The sequence below is a fragment of the Streptomyces sp. NPDC055103 genome, from assembly GCF_053607625.1.
This window is the reverse complement of record NZ_JBSGTX010000044.1, coordinates 1-24,480: the sequence shown is the minus strand read 5'-3', so window position 1 is coordinate 24,480 and position 24,480 is coordinate 1. Positions and strand designations below refer to the sequence as shown.

The window sequence follows — 24,480 nt, the reverse complement described above, 5'->3', positions numbered from 1 at the left end:
GAAGTGCTGGAGCCGCTGCGGGGCGAGTTGTACCGGTACTGCCGTCGCTTGACCGGCAGCGTGCGGGATGCCGAGGACCTGGCCCAGGAGATGCTCGCCCGGGCGCCGCAGTCCCACCAGCCGGTCCAGCGCCCCCCGAGGTCCGCGAAGCACTCGCCGAGGTCACCAACTGCGGCCATTCCTCCTCGTCCCGGTGCTTGTTACCCAGCCGGTAAGGATCCCTGGACGCCCCCATCCAGCCGAAGCGGCGGGGGCCGCCGTAGACCCTGCCTTCCTCTGCGCGGTCTGCCGCATTCCGCGTGGCACGCCTGCTCTGCTTCTCGACTTCGATCTCTCCGGGAAACGATGCGGCGAGTTCCGAGAGCGCGTCCCCCTCGTTGTTCACAAGGTCCACGGAGGTCTCGCCTTCGATGAAGACACCGCCACCAACCGCGACCAACGCGACTTGGAAGGCAACGAAGTCGCGGACGAGCCGGTAAACACAGTCGTTGGTACGGAGACCACCTCCGGCCGCCGCACCCACCGGCTGTCCGAGGGGACCGGCCCCGAGCCCGAAGGCCGGCCGCTGTCCGCCGAGCCACCGACCACACCCGTCCTTCCGGCACGGTTCACTTTCCGTTCACCATCTTCCGTCGACGGCTTCACCTGTTCTGCCTAATTTCGGACTCACACGGTGCACGACGCGCAAAGGTGCACCACCACCCGACACACGCCGCCGTAGAACGATCAGGACATTGGGTCCGCGGCAAGGCGGCTTCTGGAAGGAACACCCGAAAGTGAAGCTTTCGCGCAAGAACGGGCTTCGCGCCTCCGCGATCGGTGCCCTCGTCGTCTCCGGCGCCCTGGTCCTCTCGGCGTGTGGCTCGGACGACAACACGAAGACCCCGGCGAAGGAGGGCGGCGCCACCACGACGTCCGCCGCCGGCACGCCGGCCATCGACTGCGCCGGCGCCAAGGGCCAGCTGCTCGCCGCCGGCTCCAGCGCGCAGAAGAACGCGATGGACCTCTGGGTCAAGAACTTCCAGGCCGCCTGCTCCGGCGTCGAGATCAACTACCAGTCCATCGGTTCCGGTGGCGGTATCACCAAGTTCAACCAGGGCCAGGTCGCCTTCGCGGGCTCCGACTCCGCCCTGAAGGACGAAGAGGTCGCCGAGTCGCAGAAGATCTGCAAGGGCGGCAAGGGCGTCAACCTCCCGATGGTCGGCGGGCCCGTCGCCATCGGCTACAAGCTGGAGGGCGTGGACAACCTCGTCCTGGACGCCTCCACCCTCGCCAAGATCTTCGACAACAAGATCACCAAGTGGAACGACCCGGCGATCGCCAAGCTGAACCCGGGCGCCAAGCTCCCCGACTCCACCATCCAGGCCTTCCACCGCTCGGACGAGTCGGGCACCACCCAGAACCTGGGCAAGTACCTCTCCACCGCCGCCGCGGCGGACTGGAAGCACGACCCGAAGTCGAAGTCGTGGCCCGCCCAGGGCGGCCAGGCCGCCAACGGCTCCTCCGGTGTCGCCACCGCCGTCAAGGACGCCGAGGGCTCCATCGGCTACTTCGAGCTCTCGTACGCCACCGCGAACAAGATCTCCACGGTCAGCATCGCCACCGGTGCCGCCGCCCCGGTCGCCGCCACCACGGACAACGCCTCCAAGGCCATCGGCGCCGCCAAGGTCAAGGGCACGGGCAGCGACATGGCCCTCTCCCTCGACTACGCGACGAAGGCCGAGGGTGCCTACCCGATCGTCCTCGTCACGTACGAGATCGCCTGCGACAAGGGCAACAAGGCGGAGACCCTGCCGACCCTGAAGGCGTTCCTCAACTACGCCGTGAGCGAGGAGGGCCAGAAGGTCCTCGCCGACGCCGATTACGCCCCGCTCCCGGCCGAGATCGCGGCCAAGGTCCGCGCGATCGTCCCCACCCTGTCCTGACCCCCGGCCGGGTCCGGCCCCTCACCTGAAGGGGCCGGGCCCGGCATCCGGTGCACCGCCGCCAGGAGCCCGCACATCCGTACGGGCACCGCAGACCGGAGAAGCAGATGGCTACCACCACACCAGACATACAGAGGAACCGGAGCGCCAAGAGCGCCTCCCGCCTCGGTGACCGCATCTTCAGCGGTCTGTCCCGAGGCTCCGGCATCACCCTCCTCGTGATCATGGCCGCGATCGCCGGCTTCCTCACCTACCGCGCCGTCCTCGCGATCTCGAAGGACAGCACCAACTTCTTCACCACCTTCGAGTGGAACCCCGCCGGCGACCCGCCGGCCTTCGGCATCGCCGTCCTCGCCTTCGGCACGGTCGTCTCGTCGATCATCGCGATGGTCATCGCCGTGCCCGTCGCGATCGGCATCGCGCTGTTCATCTCGCACTACGCGCCGCGCAAGCTGGCCAAGCCGCTCGCGTACGTGGTCGACCTGCTCGCCGCCGTGCCCAGCATCATCTACGGCCTCTGGGGCGCGATCTTCCTCGTGCCGTACCTGGACGGCCTGAACCTCTGGCTCGACGAGTACATGGGCTGGACGTACATCTTCGACAAGGCCAACGAGGGCCCCGCCCGCTCGCTCTTCACCGTCGGCATCCTGCTGGCGATCATGATCCTGCCGATCATCACCAACGTGACCCGTGAGGTCTTCCTCCAGGTCCCGAAGATGCACGAAGAGGCAGCCCTCGCTCTCGGCGCCACGCGCTGGGAGGTCATCCGCATGTCGGTCCTCCCCTTCGGCCGCTCGGGCATCATCTCCGCCTCGATGCTGGGCCTGGGCCGCGCGCTCGGCGAGACCATGGCCGTCGCCGTGGTGCTCTCCCCCAGCTTCCTCATCTCGGGCCACCTCCTGGACCCGGGCGGCGGCACCTTCGCCCAGAACATCGCCGCGAAGTTCAACGAGGCCAACGAGTACGGCCGGGACGCGCTGATCGCCTCCGGTCTCGTCCTCTTCGTCATCACCCTGCTGGTCAACGGCGCCGCCCGCTGGATCATCGGCCGCCGCAAGGAGTACTCGGGGGCCAACGCATGAGCCACGCCGTACAGGACCGTCCGCCCGTGGAGACCCGGGTCACGCACGATCCGCTCAAGCACTCCCGGCTCCCCCGCTGGACCCCGTTCGCCATCACCGTCGGCTCGATCGCCGCCGGCTGCGGCCTCGGACTCGCCGCCGGCTGGCACAGCCGCATCCAGTGGGGCCTGCTCGCCTCGCTCTTCTTCGTCCTGGCCACCTACCTGATCACCTCGAAGGTGGAAGGCAGCCGCCAGGCCAAGGACCGCGTCGCGACCAGCCTCGTCTGGGTCTGCTTCATCCTGGCCGTGATCCCGCTGTTCTCGCTGGCCTGGGTCACGATCAGCAAGGGCATCGAGGTCCTGGACCCGTACTTCCTCACCCACTCGATGAGCGGCGTCCTCGACGCCGAAGCCGGCGGCGGCGTCTACCACGCGCTGCTCGGCACCATCGAACAGGTCCTCATCGCGACCCTGATCGCCGCGCCGATCGGCCTGCTGACCGCGGTCTACCTGGTGGAGTACGGCGGCGGGAAGCTCGCCAAGGCCGTCACCTTCTTCGTCGACGTCATGACGGGCATCCCGTCGATCGTCGCGGGCCTCTTCATCCTGTCCACGTGGACCCTGATGCTCGGCTTCGGGCCCTCCGGATTCGCCGGCGCGATGGCCCTCGCCATCCTGATGATGCCGGTCGTGGTCCGCTCCACCGAGGAGATGCTCAAGCTCGTCCCCAACGAGCTCCGCGAGGCCTCCCTCGCCCTGGGCATCCCGAAGTGGCGCACGATCCTGAAGGTGGTCCTGCCCACCGCGATCGGCGGCATCACCACGGGCGTCATGCTCGCGGTCGCCCGCATCACCGGTGAGACGGCCCCGGTCCTGCTCCTCGTGTTCGGTACGAAGCTCATCAACCCGAACCCCTTCGAAGGCGCTCAGTCCTCGCTGCCGCTGTACGTGTACGAGCAGTTCGCGGTCGGCACCGACGCCGCGATGGCCCGTGCCTGGGGCGCCGCGCTCGTCCTGATCGCCTTCGTCATGATCCTCAACATGGTGGCCCGCGGCATCGCCCGCTGGAAGGCCCCCAAGACCGGCCGCTGACGCGGCTCATTGGAAGTGATTCACATGGCCAAGCGCATCGACGTCAGCGGCCTCTCCGCGTACTACGGCGCCCACAAGGCGATCGACGACATCTCCATGACCGTCGAGCCCCGCTCCGTGACCGCCTTCATCGGCCCCTCCGGCTGCGGCAAGTCCACCTTCCTGCGCACTCTGAACCGCATGCACGAGGTCACCCCCGGTGGCCGCGTCGAGGGCAAGGTGATGCTGGACGACGAGAACCTGTACGGCTCGCACGTCGACCCGGTCGCCGTGCGCCGCACGGTCGGCATGGTCTTCCAGCGCCCCAACCCCTTCCCCACCATGTCGATCTTCGACAACGTGGCGGCGGGCCTGCGCCTCAACGGCAGGTACAAGAAGGCCGAGCTCAACGAGATCGTCGAGAAGTCCCTCAAGGGCGCGAACCTCTGGAACGAGGTCAAGGACCGCCTGAACAAGCCGGGCTCCGGCCTCTCCGGCGGCCAGCAGCAGCGCCTGTGCATCGCGCGGGCCATCGCCGTCGAGCCGGACGTCCTCCTCATGGACGAGCCCTGCTCGGCCCTCGACCCGATCTCCACCCTCGCCATCGAGGACCTGATCGGCGAGCTGAAGGAGCGCTTCACGATCGTCATCGTGACGCACAACATGCAGCAGGCCGCCCGTGTCTCCGACCGCACGGCCTTCTTCAACCTCTCGGCCGTCGGCCAGCCCGGCAAGCTGATCGAGCTGGACGACACCGAGCGGATCTTCTCCAACCCGAGCGTCCAGGCGACCGAGGACTACATCTCCGGCCGCTTCGGATAAAGACTCGTCCTGCGGTGCTGCATGGCGGTGCCACCGTAAGACGAAGGGCCCGGCTCCCCCACAGGGGAGCCGGGCCCAACCATTTCCAGCCGGCGACAGCCGACCGTAAGCCGGTCAGCCGTCAGCCGTCAGCCGAAGAACAGCTTCACCACGCTGCATGCCCCGGGGGATGACCCCCGGACCCCCAGCATCACCGGGTGGCGCCGCCCGTCAGCCGAAGAACAGCCTCACCACGTAGTAGCTCGCGGCAGCGACCAGGGCCGCCGCCGGCATGGTGATGAACCAGCCGAGGATGATGTTCTTGGCGACACCCCACCGCACCGCGTTGACGCGCTTCGTCGCGCCGACACCCATGATCGCGGAGGTGATGACATGCGTCGTCGAGATCGGCGCGTGGAACAGGAACGCCGAGCCGAACATGATCGACGCACCCGTCGTCTCCGCCGCGAAACCCTGCGGCGGGTCCAGCTCGATGATCTTGCGGCCGAGCGTCCGCATGATGCGCCAGCCGCCCGCGTACGTACCGAGCGAGAGCATCACGGCACAGGCGATCTTCACCCACACCGGGATGTCGTCGCCGGCCTGTTGCACATCGGCGATGACCAGGGCCATCACCACGATGCCCATCGTCTTCTGCGCGTCCTGCAGACCGTGGCCGAGCGCCATGCCGGCCGCCGACACCGTCTGCGCGATACGGAAGCCGCGCTTGGCCTTGTGCGGGTTGGCCCGGCGGAACATCCACATGATCGCGCACATGACCAGGTAACCGGCGACGAGACCGACGACCGGCGAGATGAACATCGGGATGACGACCTTGTCGAGGACGCCGCCCCAGAGCACCTCGGTGCCACCCGCCAGGGCCGCGCCCACCATGCCGCCGAACAGGGCGTGCGAGGAGGAGGACGGCAGACCGAAGTACCAGGTGACCAGGTTCCAGATGATCGCGCCCACCAGCGCGGCGAAGAGGATGCCCATCCCCTTGTCACCGGTCGGGGTCTCGATGAGCCCCTCACTGACGGTCTTGGCGACCCCGCTGCCCATGAAGGCACCCGCGAGGTTCATGACCGCCGCCATCGCCAACGCCGCCCGGGGGGTGAGCGCACGGGTCGACACCGAGGTGGCGATGGCGTTGGCGGAGTCGTGGAAGCCGTTCGTATACGTGAAGCCGAGCGCGACACCGATGGTCACGATCAGAGCGAAGGTGTCCACGAAGCTCAGGACTCCTTGACCGCGATGGTCTCCACCGTGTTGGCGACGTGCTCGAAGGCGTCGGCCGCCTCTTCCAGCACGTCGACGATCTGCTTGAGCTTGAGCACCTCGATGGCGTCGTACTTGCCGTTGAAGAGCTGCGCGAGCAGCTTGCGGTGGATCTGGTCGGCCTGGTTCTCCAGCCGGTTGACCTCGATCCAGTACTCCGTGAGGTTGGCCATCGTCCGCAGGTTCGGCATGGCCTCGGCGGTCAGCTCCGCCGCCCGGGCCAGGACCTCGATCTGCTGCTCGACGCCCTTGGGGAGCTCCTCGACGTTGTAGAGGACGACCAGGTCGACGGCCTCCTCCATGAAGTCCATGATGTCGTCGAGGGACGATGCGAGGTTGTAGATGTCCTCGCGGTCGAAGGGGGTGATGAAGGAGGAGTTCAGCTGGTGGAAGATCGCGTGGGTAGCGTCGTCGCCGGCGTGCTCCGCTGCCCGCATCCGCTCCGCGATCTCGGCCCGGGCGGAAGGCTCCGCTCCGAGCAGTTCCATCAGGAGCTTGGAGCCCGTGACGATGTTGTCCGCGGACGCGGCGAACATGTCGTAGAAGCTCGTCTCCCTGGGGGTCAGACGAAATCGCACGTGGGGTCCTCGGGGTGCTGGGTTTCGGTCAGGCTGATGCTAGGCGCATCATCCGGCCACGGCTAACCGGCGTCCTCTCAGTGTCGCCCATCAGGCACAGTGAACTGCACGGGCCCCCGCCCGGATCGGCGGGGATCGGTACCATATACCCACGAGGGGTATACACCCCCTTATCTGGACAACGGGAGGACGCGATGACGACCACCGAGGCGGACCAGGTCACCCCCGAGACCGTCGAGGCTGTCGGGGCCGTCGAGCCTGCCGACCACGACCACGGCGTGCACGGCTACCACAAGCAGAAGGACGAACACCTCAAGCGGCTCCGCCGGATCGAGGGCCAGATCCGCGGACTCCAGCGGATGGTCGACGAGGACGTCTACTGCATCGACATACTCACGCAGGTCTCGGCGTCGACGAAGGCGCTCCAGTCCTTCGCCCTCCAGCTCCTGGAGGAGCACCTGCGGCACTGCGTCGCCGACGCCGCCGCCAAGGGCGGCGAGGGCATCGACGCGAAGGTCGAGGAGGCCACGAAGGCCATCGCCCGCATGATGCGTACCTGAGCGGTCGGCACGAGACGGCGGGACCGGGACCGTACGGTCAGAGTGCCCGTACGGCCCGCTCGGCCGCGACCCTCAGGATCTCGTCGATCCGGTCGGCGCTGAGGCGCTCCCCGTCCGCGGCGGAGGCCGCGATGATCAGTTCGCCGCACAGTTCGATCTCGGCGAGGGCGACGCAATCCGGGTCTGCGGGCACGGTCGCTGTACCGGGCGGGGCCACGAGCGGTCACCTCTTCCTGCCGGCCTCTGTCTTCCAGGGCTCCCGGCGGTCTCCCAGCGTAGGGAGAGCGCCACACAGCGCGCATGACACGTCCGGACCATTTGACGATGGCCCGAAACACCCGGCCCGCCGCCGCCCGGCTCAGGCCTTGATCTTCCCGGCGTAGATGTCCCGCCGGTCCGGCAGCGTCACCTGGACGCGGACCCCGAAGCCGTACAGCAGGGTGGTCGACGCGACCGCGACCGTACGGCCCTGGTTGCTGAAGCTGAACTGATGGCGGACCTTCCGCAGCCGGCCCTCCGCGTCGAGATACGCGTCGAAGGGCACCGTGTCCTTGGCGAACCCTTTCGCCGCCGCGGCGAGCGCCCCGCGCAGCTGCGGCGAGGCGACGCGCGCGGCGTGGGCGATGTCGGCGACACCGCGGTAGTGGCCGACTTTGACCCCCGCCAGATCGACCTCGCCGAGGTACGTGGCCTCCCGGGCGCCCCGCAGCAGCTCCGCCGCGGCCGCCGGGTCGGTGGCCCCGCCCGTGACGAGGTTCCCGTCGTCGAGGGTGGTGGTGTCGACGCGGACCCACTTGTCGGCGGGCACGCCCGCGCCCCGGTTCTTCATGTAGAGGGCGCCGGGGGTGAGGAGCTCGGTGATCGGCCGGTGCTCGTCGGCGCCGGCGGCGTCCTTGGGCAGCGTCACCTGGAGCCGGCCGGTGCGGCGGCGGAAGTCGTAGCCGCCCTCGCCCCGGATGGTGACCCGGGTCCCGCCCGCGGCCATCTCCATGGAGGTGCTCGCCTTGGCGGTGCCGGCCCTGGTCAGCGCGTCGGGGGCGTTCCGTACGGCCAGCAGGGGGTCCACCGCGGGCTTCTGGTCCTCGGGTGCGGCGCACCCCACGAGCGCCGGTCCCCCGACGAGGGATCCGACCAGGGCGGCGGTGACGGCGAACGCCCCGCTCCCACGACCCTGCGGACGCGCGTACCGCTGCACCACCATCGCCTGCCAACCCCCAACGCCTCACCGCTGTTTGCCCGGGACCCGCACGTCCCCGGTCCCGCGGGCCCGGGGACACCCGCCCCGCATAACGACGGCCCGGGCGAGCCGTCACGCGCAGTACCGTGGTGGTGTGCATGCGCAGTCCTCCCCCCACACGACCACGACGACGGAGCGCGGCTCGTTCGCGCTGGCCAGGTGCAGCTGCGGCTGGTCGGGACCGGCCCGCAGATCGCGGGAGAGAGCCCGTACGGACGCCTCGGAACACCTGCGTACGACGACCGCCCCCGAGTGAGGGTCTGAGCGAGGGGCTCGGCGGAAAGCTGGGCTAGGAGCTGAGCGAGAGTGCTAGGGGCCGGCTAAGCCGCGAGGTCGTTCTGGCCGGCGGCGGCGGCCGGGCCGCCGAGCCGGGGCTCGGGGATGCCGACGGCCTCGGGCCGTCGCGGTTCCGCGGCCCGCCGGGAGCGGACGAGCCGGGCGCCGCGGCCTGAGCGGGCGACGGCGGAGACGACGGGGGTCAGCAGGGCGAGCGCGACGGGGGCGAGGAGCAGCGCCACCGCCGTACCGAGGGCGAAGCCGCCGATCACGTCGGTCGGGTAGTGCACGCCCATGTAGACGCGCGCGAAGCCCTCGGCGAGGGCGAGGCCGATGGCGGCGAGGCCGAACTTCCGGTGGGCGACGAAGAGGCCGACGCCGAGCGCCATCGCCATGGTGGCGTGGTCGCTGACGAACGAGAAGTCGGTCTTGCCCTCGACGAGGACGTCGAGCCCCTCGTGGTCGTTGAACGGCCGGGGGCGCTCGACGAAGCCCCGGATGGGGATGTTGACGAGAAGCGCGATACCGGCGGCCAGCGGGGCCCAGACGAGCCCGGCGACGGCGGAGACGGAGTCCCCGAGGGCGCCGCCGCGGCGGACGCTCCACCAGCACCAGAGCACGACGAGGACCATCCCGAGCATGATCCCGTACTCGCCGACGAACTCCATGACGCGGTCGAACCACGGCGGAGCGGCCTTCGCCAGCCCGTTGATGTCGTAGAGCAGGCTGACATCGGGGTTGGAACCGTCCGATGCGAGTCCAGCCATCTGCGCGGCCCCTTGCTTCTCGTGTCTGTCTTCCCACCCCCGTGGTCAGAGCGTTCGGATCAGGGAACGAACTGCCTGAGGCGCGCGTTCCGCTCTCTCCGGTGGATCATGACGACGTTATCGAAGAGTGACGGTTCACCGCAGCTCAGGGCCAGCGCATGACGGAGAGTTCCGGCCATGTCCCTTACGACCCGACCCCCGCCCGACGGTCCGTCTCCTGTCCCTACGCCTGGGGCAGATGGGTGGGCAGCGCGGCCGCGCCCTCCTTGGTGACCCGGGTCGCACCGAAGTAGTCCGGGGTGTCGATCCGGTCGAAGCGGATGACCGCGCCGGTGCGCGGGGCGTCGATCATGTACCCGCCGCCGACGTAGATGCCGACGTGCCGGATGGCCCGCGAGTTCGTCAGATCGTCGGAGAAGAACACGAGATCGCCGGGGAGGAGCTCGTCCCTGCTCGGGTGCGGCCCGGCGTTGTACTGGTCGTTCGCGACGCGCGGCAGCTCGATGCCGACGGTCAGGTACGCGGCCTGGGTCAGCCCCGAGCAGTCGAACCGGCCGTTCTGCGCGGCCGTGCCCGTACCGCCCCAGAGATACGGGGTGCCCAGCTTCTGCTGGGCGTAGTGGATCGCCCCTGCGGCCTGCCGGGAGGGCTCGACGCGCCCCACCGGCCGGGCGAAGCTCTTCTCCAGGGAGCGGATGATCCGCACGTAGTTCTGGGTCTCGCTGATGGGCGGCACCCCGCCGTGCCTGATGACCCGGTACGCGCCCGCGTTGTAAGCGGCCAGCATGTTGTTCGCCGGGTCACCGGGCACGTTCTTCACGTAGCCGGCGATCTCGCAGTCGTACGAGGCGGCCGAGGGGATCGCGTCCGCCGGGTCCCAGATGTCGCGGTCCCCGTCCCCGTCGCCGTCGATGCCGTGCCCGGCCCAGGTGCCCGGGATGAACTGGGCGATGCCCCGCGCGTCGGCGGGGGAGACGGCCCGCGGGTTCCAGCCGCTCTCCTGGTAGAGCTGTGCGGCGAGCAGGGCGGGGTTGATCGCTGGGCAGAGGTTGCCCCACTTCTGCACGAGCCCTTGGTAGAGGGCGGGGACGGAGCCCTTGGCCAGCCCCACGGTGCCGTTCTTGCCGCTGCCCGCGCCGCCGATGAGACCCGCCGCCGCGGAGTACGTCCCGACGACGAGCAGGGCGACGAAGCTGAGGCAGACCCCGAAGGCCCCGCCGGCCACCAGCCACGCTTTGCCAGCCTTACGCACCGTCAACCACCCCTCGGCTCATGGCAGTACGCCCCGGGGGTCAGTCTAGGGGGTGCCTTGCCGATCGGGCCGGATCAGGGAGCGGCGTCTGGTGCCGTGCATCGCAAGGCGGAGGAGGGAGTCGACGCGGAGCGTTGGTGACCGACGACAACGCGGCGAGGTGCGGCACCAGACGCCGCGAGCCCGGCCCGACCGGCAAGGCACCCCCTAGGCGCCGAGGGGTGCCGCGGGACGGTTGCGCGACGTGCCGTCAGTTCTTCTTGAGCACCTCCACGAGACTGGAGGAGCTGCCGTCCCCGTACCCGGCCTCCACGCCACGCCGGAACAGGTCGACGATCGCGGCCGGCAGGGCGCCGTCCACGCCCGCGTCGGTGACGGTGTGCAGGACGTGCTCGGTGCTGGCGAGGCCCATGGCGAGACGGTCGACGTCACCGTCGTGGTGGCCGACGTCGACCCGGGGCGCGTAGAAGTCGGTGAACCGGTCGAGGTCGAGCGCGTTCCTGGCGTACGGCTGGAGCTCGGTCGCCGTGATGCCGTGCGCGGCGGCGAGGGCGAGGGCCTGCCAGTAGCCCGAGAGCGCCGTCCAGAACATGACCATGTTGAGCTGGTAGAAGAGCGCGGCGAGCCCGGGGTCCTCACCGCGGTAGTCGGTGCCGGTGAGGACGGAGAGCGTGCCGCGGTGGGCCTCGAAGACCTCCCGGGGCCCGCTGTAGAAGGCGGAGGAGGCCGGGTCGCCGACACCGGACGGCGGGACGAGGACACCGCCGGTGAGCTGGACGGCGCCGCGCCCGGTCGCCCAGCCCGCGGCCTCCCGGGCGCGCTGCGGGGTGTCGGAGCTGAGGTTGACCAGGACCCTGCCCGCCAGGACGGCGGGGTCGACCGCGCCGAGCACGGCGTAGAAGGCGTCGTAGTCGGTGAGGCTGAGGACGACGAGCTCGTTGGCGGCGACCGCCTCGGCGGGGCTCGCGGCGAGGACCGCGCCCCGCCGGACGAGCTCGGCGGCACGGCTCGGGGTCCGGTTCCAGAGGGTGACCTCGTACCCCTGGTCGAGATAGGCGCCGGCCATGGCGCGCCCCATGGGTCCGAGGCCGATGACGGTGACGGAAAGTTCGTTCTGCACAGTGATCCCCATCGATAGAAGTTCTAAAACGAACGCTCTACTCACTTACTGAACGAGACCGTACCACGCTCTAAAACGAACGCTCTACTTATTACGCCGACTAGACTCGCCCCATGCAGACCAGCAGCACTCACGACCGGATCGTCGTCGCCGCCGCACGCCTCATCCAGCGCCAGGGATACGTCGGAACGGGCATCAAGCAGATCGCGAAGGAGGCGGACGCCACCCTCGGCTCCGTCTACCACTTCTTCCCCGGCGGCAAGGAAGCCGTCGCGGTCGCGGCCATCGCCCACGGCCGCGAGGAGTTCGCCGACCTGCTGCGCGCCGCCCTGGACGGCGAGGACGGCCCCGCCGAGGCCGTCGACGCCTGCGCGCGCCTCCTGGCCCGCGAACTACGCGCCTCCGGCTGGACCGACGGCTGCCCCGTCACCGCCGCCGCCCTGGAGACCCTCGGCACCGACAGCCCCATCCAGCAGGCCTGCGCCGACGCCCTGCGCGCCTGGCAGAACCTGGTCGCCGACAAGCTCCTCGGCTGCGGATTCCCCTCCCCCGAGGCCCGCGACCTGGCCGCCACCGTCATCAACACGCTCGAAGGCGCGGAAGTGACCGCCCAGGTCACCCGAAGCGAGGACCCCCTCCTCCTGGCGGGCCGTCACCTGTCGCGCCTGATCACCTCGTACGCCTGACGCCCCAAGAGTGCAACAACGACAATCATTGCCCGGAGTCACCCTCCGTGATACACAGAGTGACCATACGCTTCTTCGCATAGAAACCGGCCACACCACCGCAGGTCAAGACGGTCAGACCGGTCAAGTGTGCGGTGATCGGGTAAAGAGAGCCGTCAAGCCGTCACACACGAGCGGTTTCATCAGCGAAGATAGGGCGATGACCCATGCCGTCCGGCAAGGGCACTTAACTACCCAACAGGGGCGGTGAGTTACATGTACCTGGCGGCAGAAAAGGGCGACATCACCACCATCATCGGTGGAATCGCCCCGAACTGGGGGCCTTTCGGCAGCCTGGGCAACGAAGCCAAGATCATGATCGAGGTCGTGATGGCCGTGGCCATCCTGCTCTGCCTCGGCATCGCCATCTGGGGAGCGGCCAAACAGCGCATCGGCGCGACCGCGCTCCGCGACACGTTCAGCGCGGAACAGGGCAAGGGCCTGATCGTCGCCGGCCTCACCGGCGTCTTCATCATCGGATCACTGGGGACGCTGTTCACCATCGTGTACGGGATGGCCGTCTGATCCCCCGTCGGACCCCGTCCCCCTGAGGCCTGCTGATGTCGTGTTTGCGTTCCCTGATGCCCAGCCATGTTGCAGCACTGTCGTACCCGCGAACGAGTGAGGGGGCGTACCCGGCATGAGCCTCGGCGACGAGCACGACGGCTTCGGCGGCGTGGGCGGCTCGGGCCAGACCCGGACCCGCCTGCCCGAGGGCAACAGCGGCGACATCTACGGCGGCGCCCGCCGCCCCGTCCGCAGCTCCCGCTCCCTGATCACGGTCGTGGGCGTGGTGGTCCTCCTCGTCGCCGCGATCGCCTTCGCCAACCGAGGCGGCGGAGACCCGGCAGACGCAACCCCCACAACAGGCACCCCAGCCCAACAGGCCCCCACGGCAGCAACGGGCATCCGCCCGGTGACGGGCAAGAACGGCGAGATCCCCACGGGGTTCGCACGGGACGAACAGGGAGCGCAGAGCGCCGCGACGAACTACGCGGTGGCGCTGGGTTCTGACGGGATGTTCAAGACCTCGACCCGGAACGAGATCGTCCAGGCGATCTACGTGCCCTCCACGGTCACCACCAACCAGAGCGACCTCGGCAAGGTGTACGCCGCCAAAGAGTTCCTGAGCCGGATCGGCCTCCAGGAAGACGGCACCGCGCCTCAAGGAATGACGTTCATCTCCCGCGTCATCCCGGTGGGAGCAAAGGTCGAGAGTTACACCGCCGACAAGGCCACCGTGTCCGTTTGGTACTCGTCCCTGTTCGGGCTGGCCGGTGAAGGCTCCAAGAACCCTGTTTCCGAAGCCTGGTACACCAACTCGTTCGAGCTGCAGTGGGTCGGAGGTGACTGGAAGGTCGCCGGCTTCAGCCAGAAGGACGGACCAGTGCCCGTAGGCCGTGACCAGAGGGCGTCCACGGCACAGGAGATGGCGGACGCCATCGGCCAGTTCGGAGGCTTCACGTATGCCCGGTAAGCGCCTCCCGCGCGGCGTCAGGATCGCTATGGCGCTCGGCGCGGCGCAGACAGCCGTCGTGCTCTTCGCCGGCCGTGCCTTCGCGGCGCCCACCCCCACACCGAGCCCCAGCAACAGCGGCGACCCCTGCGACCTGATTCGTGGCCCCGCAAAGGACTACTGCCAGAACGGCCAGTCCGGCGGCACCGCCCGCCCCGGGCTCGACGACCCCACCACCGCCCTGGACCCCCTCTCCTCCCTCGCCCGCGGCTGCGCCGACGCCGCCATCGCCACCATCGACTACCTCTCCAAGGCCGTCAAAGAAACCGCCGAAGTCGACTTCACCAACCTGGAGTTCCTCGGCCGGTACGCGATCGTCTTCGCCGCCGCCACCTTCCTCACCCTCCTCCTCTGGCTCCTCGCCGTCGCCAAGCGAGCCATCCGCGGCGTCCCCCTCACCACCGCCCTCTCCGAGGCCATCGGCTTCCTCTGGCTGACGGTCCTCGCCTCCGCCTTCACCCCGCTCATCCTCTACACCGTCGTCAACGCCACCGACGCCGTCACCGAGGTCATCGCCTCCGGCACCGGCCAGCAGACCGACGTCTTCTTCGGCAGCTTCAAACAGGCCCTCCAGAAGGGCGACAGCATCGGTGGCGGCCCCATCATGCTGATCATCGTGTCGCTGGTGACCGTCCTCGCCGCCGGCGTCCTCTACCTGGAGCTGTTCCTCCGCGCCGTGATGCTCTACGTCGGCGCCCTCCTCGGCGTCGTCGTCTACTCCGGCCTCGTCGACAAGAACATGTGGGGCCACGTCCGCCGCTGGGCCGGAATCATGATCGCGGTCATCCTCGTCAAGCCGGTCATCGTGATCGTCCTCGGCCTCGCCGGCGCCCTCTCCTCCGGCACCGGCCCCGACTCGTTCTCCGCCGTCGTCTCCGGACTCGCGATCATCCTGCTCGCCATCTTCGCCTCCGGGGTCATCTACCGCTTCGTCCCCGGCTTCGGCGACGAGATCGCCGCCTCCCGCAACAACCGCCTCCACCGCGCCGGCGAGAACACCGCCGCCGCCGTCATCTCCTCACCCGCCTCCCTCGTCTCCCAGGGCATCAAGACCCACAGCACCCGCGACAGCGGAGGCGGCGGCCAGGGCTCCCAGGCCCGCCCCGCCAACCCCCTCGCCGGCGGCGTCGCCGCCCACAGCAGCCGCGGCGGCGACAACCGCGGCGGCGGGGCCACACCCCCGCCCGCACCCCGTAACAGCAGTCCCACCGCGGGCACCCCGCACAGCAACCGCAACTCTGGAGGTGGAGGGCGTTGACGACCCAGTCCCAGCCGGTCGCGCCCCGCCGCACGTATCTCGTCGGCCGCGCCCGGCCCAACGCGATCGTCGGCAAGAACCGTGAGACGGGCGAGATCGCCCTCATCATCGTCGGCGCCTTCCTCGGCATGATGAGCGGACTCCTCGTCCCCCTCCTCCCCCTCCGGATCGCGCTCCTCGCCGGCCTCCCCATGGTCGGCATCGCCGCCGTGTACCTCCCGTACAAGGGCCGCACGTTCTACAAGTGGTTCGAGATCAACCGCAGCTTCAAGCGCATGCTCAAGCGCGGTACGGCCTACCGCTCCGTCGCCGCCGAGTCCGGCACCCGCCTCGACGGCCGCGAGGTCGAGATCGGCCCGCCCCCCGGCATCGGCCGCGTCGGCTGGCTCGCCGCCCCCTTCGGCCCCGACGAGATCGCCGTCCTCCTCCACGCCGACCGCCGCACCGTCACCGCCGCCATCGAGATCGAGGGCCCCGGCGTCGGCCTGCGCGACAGCGAGGACCAGGAAGCCCTCGTCGACCGCTTCGGCACCCTCCTCAAGCACGTCGCCAACGGCGACGGCTTCGTGACCCGCCTCCAGATGCTCGCCCGCACCCTCCCCGCCGACCCCGACGCCCACGCCAAGGACGTCAGCCAGCGCGGCGACACCACGGCCCCCGCCTGGCTCAAGGAGTCGTACGAGCAGCTCCAGTCGATGGTCTCCACCTCCAGCGAGCAGCACCGCGCCTACCTCGTCGCCTGCATGCACTACACACGCGACCTCGCCGCCGAGGCCAACGTCATGGCCCGCGCCGCCCGCCACGCCTCCGGCTCCCGCAAGCTCGACCGCGACGCCGGCCTCGCCGTCGTCATGGCCCGCGAGCTCACCGACATCTGCGCCCGCCTCGCCGAGGCCGACATCCGCGTACGCCAGCCCCTCGGCCAGTCCCGCCTCGCCTCCCTCGTCCACTCCATGTACGACCCGGACCACCCCATCGACCACATCCAGGCCATGACGAAACGAAACGCTTGGCCGGCCGAACTCGACGCGATGGAACCGACGTACCTCCAGGCCAAGACCCGCGAGTCCTCCACCCGCGCCCCCTGGTGCCACGCCACCGCCTGGGTGAAGGAATGGCCCATGACCCCGGTCGGCGTCAACTTCCTCGCCCCGCTCCTCGTCCACACCCCCGACGTCATCCGCACGGTCGCCGTCACCATGGACCTGGAGCCCACCGAGGTCGCCATCGAGCGCATGCTCACCGAGAAGACCAACGACGAGGCCGACGCCAGCCGCGCCGCCAAGATGAACCGCACCATCGACCCCCGCGACATCGCCGCCCACGGCCGGCTCGACCAGCGGGGTGAAGATCTCGCCAGCGGCGCTGCCGGAGTCAACCTCGTCGGGTACATCACGGTGTCGTCGCGTTCACCCGAGGCCCTCGCCCGGGACAAGCGCACGATCAGGGCCTCCGCCGGCAAGTCGTACCTGAAGCTGGAGTGGTGCGACCGCGAGCACCACCGGGCCTTTGTGAACACCCTGCCGTTCGCGACCGGCATCCGCCGCTAAGGCCGAAGGGGCACCGACCGATGCGAGATCCGCTGTCCGTCCTGACCGACGCCTTCACCTCCTTCGTCTTCGGCAAGGTGGAGACGACCCGCCTGCCCGTCCGCACCTCCACCGGACAGGCCCAGGCCGTCTACCTGCCGACCGCCGCCCCCGGCCTCGGCGACTCCGGCGTGATCATCGGCCGCGAGGTCTACAGCGGCAAGGGGTACATCTACGACCCCTTCCAGCTGTACGGGCAGCAGCTCCCCGCCCCGCACTGGCTGGTCCTCGGCGAGTCCGGAAACGGCAAGTCGGCCCTCGAGAAGACGTACGTGCTCCGCCAGCTCCGCTTCCGCGACCGGCAGGTCGTCGTCCTCGACGCCCAGGGCGAGGACGGCGTCGGCGAATGGAACCTCATCGCGCAAGAGCTGGGAATAACCCCCATCCGGCTCGACCCGATGGTCGCCAACGACTCCGGCATCCGCCTCAACCCCCTCGACCCCTCGATCACCACCACGGGACAGCTCGCGCTGCTCCGCACGATCATCGAGGTGGCGATGGGCCACGGCCTCGACGAGCGCTCCGGCTTCGCCCTCAAGGTCGCCCACGCCTTCGTCACCGAGCACACCACCGACCGCCAGCCGATCCTCACCGACATCGTCGAGCAGCTCCGCCACCCCAAGGCCGAGTCGGCGGAGTCCATGAACGTCGACATAGACGACGTACGCGCCTGGGGCCTGGACGTCGCCCTCGTCCTGGACCGGCTGGTCGACGGCGACCTCCGCGGCATGTTCGACGGCCCGACGACCGTCGGCATCGACCTCGACGCGCCCCTCATCGTCTTCGACCTCTCCCACATCGACCGCAACTCCATCGCCATGCCGATCCTCATGGCGATCGTCGGCGTCTGGCTGGAACACACCTGGATCCGCCCCGACCGGAAGAAGCGCATCTTCCTCGTCGAGGAGGCCTGGCACATCATCAACAGCCCCTTCGTGGCCCAGCTGTTCCAACGGCTGCTCAAGTTCGGCCGCCGCCTCGGCCTGTCCTTCGTCGCCGTCGTCCACCACCTCTCCGACGTCGTCGACGGAGCGGCGGCCAAGGAGGCCGCGGCGATCCTCAAGATGGCCTCCACCCGGACCATCTACGCCCAGAAAGCCGACGAGGCACGCAACACGGGCCGGGTCCTCGGCCTGCCACGCTGGGCGGTCGAGATCATCCCCACCCTCACCCCCGGCATCGCGGTCTGGGACGTCAACGGCAACGTGCAGGTGGTCAAACACCTCATCACCGAGCGAGAACGCCCCCTCGTCTACACCGACCGCGCCATGACCGAGTCCTCCATCGCCGACCCGGAACTCGAGTGGGAGACGGAGCAGCGCGCGATCCTCATCGAGCAGCAGATGAACGGCACGACGTCACAGTCGACGGTGGCATAGACACATGGACACGACACGGAAGGGAGGAGGAGGCATCTCCGACGGGCTGCTCCTCAGCCTGTTCGGCCTCCTCCTCTGCCTCACGGTCCTCGTGTGGACGGCGACCGGCCTGGCCGGCCTCCTCTCCCACGGCGCCTGGCCGCAGGACGTCGCCTACACGGGCACCCCGTCGGCCCTGCGCTCCCTGGCCACGGCCCCCACGGACCTCCCGGCGGCCTGGCCCACCACGCCACCGGGACAGCTGTCGGGGTACGGCCTGTTCTGGGGCCTGCTGATCGGCGAGGCGATGATCCTCCTCGTCCTGACGGTCTTCGCCCTGGGCACGATCGCCCGCTGGCGAGCGGTACGGGCGAACAGGAAGGCGGGCGGATACGAGACGCCCCGGGGACGGGTACGCGACAACCGGGAGCCCACGTACGAGGAGTACGAGGAGCCGCCCGTACGCGAGGAGCCCGTACGCAAAGAGCCCGTACGGAAGCCCACCGCCCCGGCCCCCCGACGACCCGCCACGGCGGAGGCACCGGAGCCGACCCCCACCCCGAGCCCGACCCCGGCAACCACCCCGAGCCCGACCCCGGCAACCACCCCGGCACCGCACGCTCCCCCGCCAACCCCCACCGGAACCCCCCGCGCCTTCTACGGCCCCCCGGACGCCCGCCACCCCGTCGCCGTCCAGGCCATCCGCGACGCCGAGGGCCCCGTACTCGTCGTCACCTCCGACCCCACGATCTGGGCGACGACCAAGGACGCGCGCGCCAAACTCGGCCCGGTCCTCGTCCACGACCCTGGCCACCTCTGCGACACCCCGGCCCGACTCCACTGGTCCCCGTCCGAGGACTGCGAGGACCCGGCCGTCGCCCAGCAGCGCGCCGCCGCCCTGCTCGCCCCCGTACGCCCGCACTCCCGCCTCGACGCCGCCACCGCCGAGACCGCCGAAACGCTCCTGCGCTGCTGGCTGCACGCCGCCGCCGTCGACGGCCGCCCCTTCCGCCAGGTCCACCGCTGGGCCCAGGGCGCCGGCGCCCACGAACCCGTACGCATCCTCCGCAGCCACCCCAAGGCCGCCTCCGGTCTCGCCGGCCTCCTCGAATCGGCGCTCACCGCGCACCCCGAAAGCCGCCGCCTCGCCCAGGAACTGACGGCCCGTGCCTTCGCCGCCCTGTCCTCGATCCACATCAGGGAGGCCTGCGTCCCGAATCGAACGGATTCCCTGACGCTCGCATCTTTCCTCCCCGAAGGGGGCACGCTCTACGTGGTGGGCGAACCGATCGAGGACCCCCGGGCCCACCCCGGCGCGATGCCGCTCCTCACGGCCCTCGCCGCAAGCGTGGTCGAGCACGGCCGCCGCATGGCCGCACGGTCATCCGACGGTCGGCTCGACCCACCACTGACGCTCGTCCTCGACGACGTCGCCGCCGTGGCCCCGCTCCCGCACCTCCCGGAGCTCCTCGCCACCGGCCACACCCAGGGCCTCCCGACCCTGGCCCTCATGCGCTCGGCCGAACAGGCCAGATCCCGCTGGCCGGAGGACTCCCTCAGCCACTGAACAGCACCCGGGATCCGGCCGACCGGACCGGCCGGATCAACGGGCCGATCAGACCGGCCGCAGCAGCTCGTGCTCCAGCTCGTTCGCGACCTCACTGCCGTGCAGGGCGACCCGCTCCCCGGTGGGCACGTATCCGAGCCGCCGGTACACGGCCCGCGCCCGCGTGTTCTCGGCGTGCACGTACAACCGCGCACGCTCGATCCGCGGCTCCTCCAGCGACCAGGACCACTCCGCCGCCGCCTCGAACAGCGCGTCGATCACCCCGGTGCCGCGCGCCTCGTCCCGGACGAACACCCCCACGACATGCGTCTGCTCGACCTCGGGGACATCCCCGAAGAACGACTCCGTCCCGGCCCGCTCCACCAGCACCGACACCGTGCCCACCCAACGCCCGTCCGGCGCCTCTGCGACGAACTGGCGCACGGCGCCCGGCCCGTCCTCGGCGGCCCCGGCGGCCCGCTCCTGCCAGAACGAGTCCGGGCGCCCCAAGGCGGTCTCGTACGTCTCGAGAAAGGCGAGGTGCGCGACAGGATCCTGGAGGGCCGCCAGCCGGAGCTCGCGGATCCGCTGCCACTCGTCGGCGCGGACGGCACGTACTGAATAGTCCATGAGGCAGATCCTCCCCACGGCCCCACCCTGCCGACAAGGGCTTTTGTACGTCGTCGTACCCCGGTACTACACGGCCGCCGCCGCTCCCTCCCCCGGTCGGACGAACGACCCCCGCCCGCTCCCTACCGTCGGAGGCATGATCCGAGCAGAGAACCTCACCAAGAGGTACGGGGACACCACCGTCGTCCAGGACCTCAGCTTCACCGTCCGCCCCGGCACCGTCACCGGCTTCCTCGGCCCCAACGGCGCCGGCAAATCCACCACCCTCCGCATGATCCTCGGCCTCGACGCCCCCACCAGAGGCAGCGCCACGATCGACGGCCGCCCCTACGCCGACCACCACGCCCCACTCACCCAGGTCGGCGCCCTCCTCGAAGCCCGCTCCCTGCACCCGGGCCGCTCCGCGTACCACCACCTCATGGCCCTCGCCCACACCCACGGCATCCCCCACGCGCGCGTGGACCGGGTCCTCGCCCTCACCGGCCTCACCCACGTCGCCCGCAAGCGCGTGAAGGGCTTCTCCCTCGGCATGGGCCAGCGCCTCGGCATCGCCGCCGCGCTCCTCGGCGACCCGGCCACCGTCGTCCTCGACGAACCGGTCAACGGCCTCGACCCCGAGGGCGTCCTCTGGATCCGCACCCTCCTCAGGTCCCTCGCCGCCGAAGGCCGCACCGTCCTCGTCTCCTCCCACCTCATGAGCGAGATGGCCCTCACCGCCGACCACCTGATCGTCATCGGCAAGGGCCGCCTCCTCGCCGACACCACGGTCGACGAGCTCGTACGGACCTCAGGCGGCGCCTCGGTCAAGGTCGTCACCCCGGAGCGCGACCGCCTCCAACAAATCCTCCCGAGCGCGCACTTCACCGCGGAAGGCCCCGACACCCTCCTCGTCACCGGCCTGGAGGCCCCGGAGATCGGCCGCACGGCCACCGCCCACGGCCTCCCCCTCCACGAACTCACCCCCCAGGCCGCCTCCCTGGAACAGGCGTTCATGGACCTCACCCGCGACTCCGTCGAATACCAGGGAGCCCCCGCATGACAACCACCGCGACCACCCCGCCCCCGTCCTACGGCCTGACCCCCGCCCGAGTCCTCCGCTCCGAATGGCACAAGCTCCGGACCGTCCGCTCCACCTGGATCACCGGAGGAACGGCCGTTGCCTTCGTCCTCGGCGTCGGCATCCTCATGGGCGCCACCTACACCTCCGACGGCGGCGACTCCGACGTCGACACCGTCGTCCTCACCCTCTACGGCTCCCAGCTCGGCGCCATCGCCCTCGCCGTCCTCGGCATCCTCGTCACCGCCGGCGAGTACGCGACGGGCATGGTCCGCGCCACGCTCACCGCCGTCCCGCGCCGCCTCCCCGTCCTGTGGGCGAAGGCGGCCGTCTACACCGCCACGGTCTACGCCCTCTCCCTCGTCACCGCCGTCCTCACCTTCCTCACCGCCCAGGTCTTCCTCTCCGACACCGACCAGGCCGCCTCCCTCACCGACGACGGCGTCCTGACCGCGATCGCCGGCAACGCCGCGGGCGTCACACTCCTCGGAGTCATCGCCCTCGGCCTCGGCGCCGGCCTGCGCTCCGTACCGGGCGCGATCGGCGCGTTCGTCGGCGGAGTCATGATCGTCCCCGAGATCCTCGGAATGCTCCCGTACGAGGCGATGGACACGGCCATCCGGTACTTCCCCACCCAGGCGGCCGGAGCCCTCGGTTCCGCAACCCCGATGCCCGGCGCGGCCACGCCCGGCGCCGCACTCCTCGCCCTGGTCCTCTGGGCGACGGCGGCACTCGCGATCCCCGCACTGTTGCTCAAGCACCGGGACGTATGAGGAAGATGAGCAGGTGACCAAGGCCGAGACGAACGAGCCGACGGGCCTGAGCAGGTACCTCCAGCGCCTGCTGGCCCGGGTACGGGCCTTCGACGCCCGACGCCCCGCGCTGTGGGACGCCACCCTGACGCTCCTCTGGACGGTCGCGGCGCTCGTGGACGCGGCCGGCGGCTGGCGGAACACCGCCCGCGACCCGTCCGTCCCCGACTGGCTCGTGTTCACCCTGAGCCTGGCCCTCGCCCTGCCGCTCTACTGGCGCCGCAGCCGGCCCATGACGGCCCTCGCCGTCATGGCCTGCGCGGCGCTCGTCAGCGAAGGCACCGGAGCCTTCCTCCAGGCCGGCTACCTCCAGATGCTCCCGGTCTTCCACCTCGCGCTCACCCGCCCGCCCCGCGCGCTCCTCGGGGCCCTCGCCCTCCTCCTGCCGCCGCTCGTCACGGGCGCGATCCGCTTCCCCCAGGAGACCTGGGACCAGCGCGTCATCCCCACCCTGTGGGGGTACGCCCTCGTCGCCCTCCTCGGCATCGTGGTCCGCTCCCGCAGGGACCACACCGCGGGGCTCGTCGACCGGGCCCGCCGCCTGGAGATCGAACGCGACCAGGAGGTCCGGCTCGCCGCCGCCGCCGAACGCACCCGGATCGCCCGCGAGATGCACGACATCATCGGCCACAACCTCTCGGTCATCACCGGTCTCGCGGACGGCGGCCGGTACGCGGCGGCCAAGAGCCCCGAGCGCGCCGCCCAGGCCCTCGACGCCATCGGTACGACGAGCCGCCAGGCCCTCGACGACCTCCGCCGCCTCCTCGGCGTCCTCCGCGACGACGAACAGGAAGCGATCCGCGACCCCCAGCCCACTCTCGCCGACCTGGACGCCCTCCTCACCGGCGTACGGAAGGCGGGCCTGTCGGTCCAGCTCGACCTCCACGACGAGCCGACCCCCCAACCCCTCGCGCCGGGAGCCCAGCTGACGGTCTACCGGGTGATCCAGGAAGCCCTGACGAACACCCTCAAACACGCGGGCCCGTCGGCAAGGGCGACCCTCCTGCTGGCCTACACCCCGAAAGAACTCCTGGTAGAGGTAACCGACACAGGCACGAAGAAGCCTCCCGCCCTCGACCAGGTCCAAGGCCAAGGCCAAGGCCTCACAGGCATGCGCGAACGCGCCGCCCTCTACGACGGCCGACTCACCTGCGGCCCCCTGCCGGCCGGCGGCTGGCACGTCCGTCTCCGACTCCCCCTGGAGGACTCCCCCTCGTGACGACCGTACTCATCGCGGACGACCAGCCGATGCAGCGCTTCGGCTTCCGCATGCTGTTGGAGAGCCAGGACGACATGACGGTCGTCGGCGAGGCGTCGAACGGCACCGAGGCGATCCGCCTGGTCGACCGCCACCACCCCGACGTCGTCCTGATGGACATCCGGATGCCCGGCCTGGACGGCATCGAGGCCACCCGCCGCATCGTCACGACGGGCGCCCGCACCCGCATCCTGATCGTCACGACCTTCGACCTCGACGAGTACGCGTACGAGGGCCTGCGCGCCGGCGCGAGCGGCTTCCTCGTGAAGGACGCCCAGCCGGAGGAGCTCCTCGCCGGCATCCGCGCGGTCGCGAGCGGCGACGCGGTCGTCGCCCCGAGCCTGACGCGCCGTCTCCTGGACACCTACGTCCACCACCTGCCGCAGCCGACCGAGGCGACAACCCCGCCCCGGGAGGACCCGCGCCTCTCCTCCCTCACGGAACGGGAACGCGAGATCCTCACGGTCGTCGGCCAGGGCTGGACGAACACGGAGATCGCCGAACGCCTCCATCTCGCGGAGTCCACGGTGAAGACCCACATCGGCCGCATCCTCGCGAAGACGGGCGCCCGCGACCGCGTCCAGGCGGTCATCCTGGCCTACGACACCCAACTGGTCGCGCCGGCCTGACGGCCGAATTTCTCCAGGCATTTCTGCCCCTGAACGCAGAAAAGCCCCGCACCATAAGGTGCGGGGCTTTCCCACAATGATTGTTCGGCGGCGTCCTACTCTCCCACAGGGTCCCCCCTGCAGTACCATCGGCGCTGAAAGGCTTAGCTTCCGGGTTCGGAATGTAACCGGGCG

At 70.1% G+C, this 24,480-nt stretch carries 25 protein-coding genes and 1 rRNA gene; 17 read left to right on the top strand and 9 right to left on the bottom strand.

Annotation, left to right across the window (positions count from 1 at the left end; all coding sequences use genetic code 11):
• The first annotated feature begins 3 nt into the window (after positions 1-3).
• The 5 genes from ACWFR1_RS25625 to pstB all read left to right on the top strand — a co-directional run bounded on the left by ACWFR1_RS25625 (position 4) and on the right by pstB (position 4,881).
• The gene (locus tag ACWFR1_RS25625) at positions 4-414 is read left to right on the top strand and encodes a sigma factor (RefSeq protein WP_453554938.1); all 411 of its coding nucleotides are present in this window, start codon (positions 4-6) and stop codon (positions 412-414) included.
• Positions 415-776: 362 nt separating this feature from the next.
• The gene (gene pstS / locus ACWFR1_RS25620; protein ID WP_453554936.1) at positions 777-1,925 is read left to right on the top strand and encodes a phosphate ABC transporter substrate-binding protein PstS; all 1,149 of its coding nucleotides are present in this window, start codon (positions 777-779) and stop codon (positions 1,923-1,925) included.
• Positions 1,926-2,032: 107 nt separating this feature from the next.
• Positions 2,033-3,007: a phosphate ABC transporter permease subunit PstC gene (gene pstC, locus ACWFR1_RS25615; RefSeq protein WP_453554934.1), complete on the top strand. Its 975-nt coding sequence runs from the start codon at positions 2,033-2,035 to the stop codon at positions 3,005-3,007.
• On the top strand, positions 3,004-4,080 hold the full coding sequence (gene pstA, locus ACWFR1_RS25610) for a phosphate ABC transporter permease PstA (RefSeq protein ID WP_453554932.1): 1,077 nt from the start codon (positions 3,004-3,006) through the stop codon (positions 4,078-4,080). The genes pstC and pstA overlap by 4 nt, the downstream gene beginning before the upstream one ends.
• Positions 4,081-4,104: 24 nt before the next feature.
• On the top strand, positions 4,105-4,881 hold the full coding sequence (gene pstB, locus ACWFR1_RS25605) for a phosphate ABC transporter ATP-binding protein PstB (protein WP_453554930.1): 777 nt from the start codon (positions 4,105-4,107) through the stop codon (positions 4,879-4,881).
• Positions 4,882-5,091: 210 nt separating this feature from the next.
• Here pstB and ACWFR1_RS25600 read toward each other — a convergent pair whose 3' ends face one another.
• On the bottom strand, positions 5,092-6,090 hold the full coding sequence (locus ACWFR1_RS25600) for an anion permease (protein WP_453554928.1): 999 nt from the start codon (positions 6,088-6,090) through the stop codon (positions 5,092-5,094).
• 5 nt (positions 6,091-6,095) lie between these two features.
• On the bottom strand, positions 6,096-6,716 hold the full coding sequence (locus ACWFR1_RS25595; protein WP_327163361.1) for a DUF47 domain-containing protein: 621 nt from the start codon (positions 6,714-6,716) through the stop codon (positions 6,096-6,098).
• A gap of 194 nt (positions 6,717-6,910) precedes the next feature.
• Between ACWFR1_RS25595 and ACWFR1_RS25590 the strand changes: the two genes are divergently transcribed.
• Complete coding sequence (locus tag ACWFR1_RS25590; protein WP_317597654.1) at positions 6,911-7,276, top strand: metal-sensitive transcriptional regulator; 366 nt, start codon at positions 6,911-6,913, stop codon at positions 7,274-7,276.
• 37 nt (positions 7,277-7,313) lie between these two features.
• On the opposite strand, the gene ACWFR1_RS25585 is transcribed toward ACWFR1_RS25590, so the two are convergent.
• From ACWFR1_RS25585 to ACWFR1_RS25565, 5 genes are all read right to left on the bottom strand, one after another.
• Positions 7,314-7,493, bottom strand: a complete 180-nt coding sequence (locus ACWFR1_RS25585; RefSeq protein ID WP_453554925.1) for a hypothetical protein — start codon at positions 7,491-7,493, stop codon at positions 7,314-7,316.
• A gap of 141 nt (positions 7,494-7,634) precedes the next feature.
• Positions 7,635-8,477, bottom strand: coding sequence for a hypothetical protein (locus tag ACWFR1_RS25580; protein WP_453554923.1), 843 nt, complete (start codon positions 8,475-8,477; stop codon positions 7,635-7,637).
• 356 nt (positions 8,478-8,833) lie between these two features.
• Positions 8,834-9,556 (bottom strand): phosphatase PAP2 family protein, encoded by a 723-nt coding sequence (locus ACWFR1_RS25575; RefSeq protein WP_453554921.1) that lies wholly within the window; start codon positions 9,554-9,556, stop codon positions 8,834-8,836.
• Between the two features lie 223 nt (positions 9,557-9,779).
• Complete coding sequence (locus ACWFR1_RS25570; protein WP_453554919.1) at positions 9,780-10,808, bottom strand: C40 family peptidase; 1,029 nt, start codon at positions 10,806-10,808, stop codon at positions 9,780-9,782.
• Between the two features lie 250 nt (positions 10,809-11,058).
• Positions 11,059-11,940 carry an NAD(P)-dependent oxidoreductase gene (locus tag ACWFR1_RS25565; protein ID WP_453554917.1) on the bottom strand — a complete coding sequence of 294 codons (882 nt, stop codon included), beginning with the start codon at positions 11,938-11,940 and terminating at the stop codon, positions 11,059-11,061.
• Between the two features lie 101 nt (positions 11,941-12,041).
• Between ACWFR1_RS25565 and ACWFR1_RS25560 the strand changes: the two genes are divergently transcribed.
• The 7 genes from ACWFR1_RS25560 to ACWFR1_RS25530 all read left to right on the top strand — a co-directional run bounded on the left by ACWFR1_RS25560 (position 12,042) and on the right by ACWFR1_RS25530 (position 19,941).
• Positions 12,042-12,614: a TetR/AcrR family transcriptional regulator gene (locus ACWFR1_RS25560; RefSeq protein WP_453554915.1), complete on the top strand. Its 573-nt coding sequence runs from the start codon at positions 12,042-12,044 to the stop codon at positions 12,612-12,614.
• Positions 12,615-12,869: 255 nt separating this feature from the next.
• A complete protein-coding gene (locus ACWFR1_RS25555; protein WP_030221046.1) occupies positions 12,870-13,178 on the top strand; it encodes a hypothetical protein in 309 nt (102 codons plus the stop codon).
• A 115-nt stretch (positions 13,179-13,293) separates the two neighbouring features.
• Positions 13,294-14,130 (top strand): hypothetical protein, encoded by an 837-nt coding sequence (locus ACWFR1_RS25550; protein WP_453554913.1) that lies wholly within the window; start codon positions 13,294-13,296, stop codon positions 14,128-14,130.
• Entirely contained in the window at positions 14,120-15,427 is a 1,308-nt protein-coding gene (locus ACWFR1_RS25545; RefSeq protein ID WP_453554911.1) for a hypothetical protein, read from the top strand. Before ACWFR1_RS25550 ends, ACWFR1_RS25545 begins: the two co-directional genes overlap by 11 nt.
• Positions 15,424-16,977 carry an SCO6880 family protein gene (locus tag ACWFR1_RS25540; RefSeq protein ID WP_453554909.1) on the top strand — a complete coding sequence of 518 codons (1,554 nt, stop codon included), beginning with the start codon at positions 15,424-15,426 and terminating at the stop codon, positions 16,975-16,977. Before ACWFR1_RS25545 ends, ACWFR1_RS25540 begins: the two co-directional genes overlap by 4 nt.
• A 20-nt stretch (positions 16,978-16,997) precedes the next feature.
• Complete coding sequence (locus tag ACWFR1_RS25535) at positions 16,998-18,395, top strand: ATP-binding protein (RefSeq protein WP_453554907.1); 1,398 nt, start codon at positions 16,998-17,000, stop codon at positions 18,393-18,395.
• A 4-nt stretch (positions 18,396-18,399) separates the two neighbouring features.
• Positions 18,400-19,941: a type IV secretory system conjugative DNA transfer family protein gene (locus ACWFR1_RS25530; protein WP_453554905.1), complete on the top strand. Its 1,542-nt coding sequence runs from the start codon at positions 18,400-18,402 to the stop codon at positions 19,939-19,941.
• A gap of 48 nt (positions 19,942-19,989) precedes the next feature.
• On the opposite strand, the gene ACWFR1_RS25525 is transcribed toward ACWFR1_RS25530, so the two are convergent.
• A complete protein-coding gene (locus tag ACWFR1_RS25525) occupies positions 19,990-20,550 on the bottom strand; it encodes an N-acetyltransferase family protein (protein ID WP_453554903.1) in 561 nt (186 codons plus the stop codon).
• A gap of 136 nt (positions 20,551-20,686) precedes the next feature.
• Here ACWFR1_RS25525 and ACWFR1_RS25520 point away from each other — a divergent pair, with 136 nt between their 5' ends.
• Genes ACWFR1_RS25520 through ACWFR1_RS25505 form a run of 4 tightly spaced genes read left to right on the top strand, consistent with a single transcriptional unit; the run spans position 20,687 to position 24,306 of the window.
• The gene (locus ACWFR1_RS25520; RefSeq protein WP_453554901.1) at positions 20,687-21,589 is read left to right on the top strand and encodes an ABC transporter ATP-binding protein; all 903 of its coding nucleotides are present in this window, start codon (positions 20,687-20,689) and stop codon (positions 21,587-21,589) included.
• Positions 21,586-22,380, top strand: a complete 795-nt coding sequence (locus ACWFR1_RS25515; RefSeq protein WP_453554899.1) for an ABC transporter permease — start codon at positions 21,586-21,588, stop codon at positions 22,378-22,380. Before ACWFR1_RS25520 ends, ACWFR1_RS25515 begins: the two co-directional genes overlap by 4 nt.
• Positions 22,381-22,393: 13 nt before the next feature.
• Entirely contained in the window at positions 22,394-23,638 is a 1,245-nt protein-coding gene (locus ACWFR1_RS25510) for a sensor histidine kinase (RefSeq protein ID WP_453554897.1), read from the top strand.
• On the top strand, positions 23,635-24,306 hold the full coding sequence (locus ACWFR1_RS25505; protein ID WP_453554895.1) for a response regulator: 672 nt from the start codon (positions 23,635-23,637) through the stop codon (positions 24,304-24,306). Before ACWFR1_RS25510 ends, ACWFR1_RS25505 begins: the two co-directional genes overlap by 4 nt.
• 82 nt (positions 24,307-24,388) lie before the next feature.
• Here ACWFR1_RS25505 and rrf read toward each other — a convergent pair.
• Positions 24,389-24,480: ribosomal RNA gene (gene rrf, locus ACWFR1_RS25500) — 5S ribosomal RNA — on the bottom strand; the annotation flags it as partial.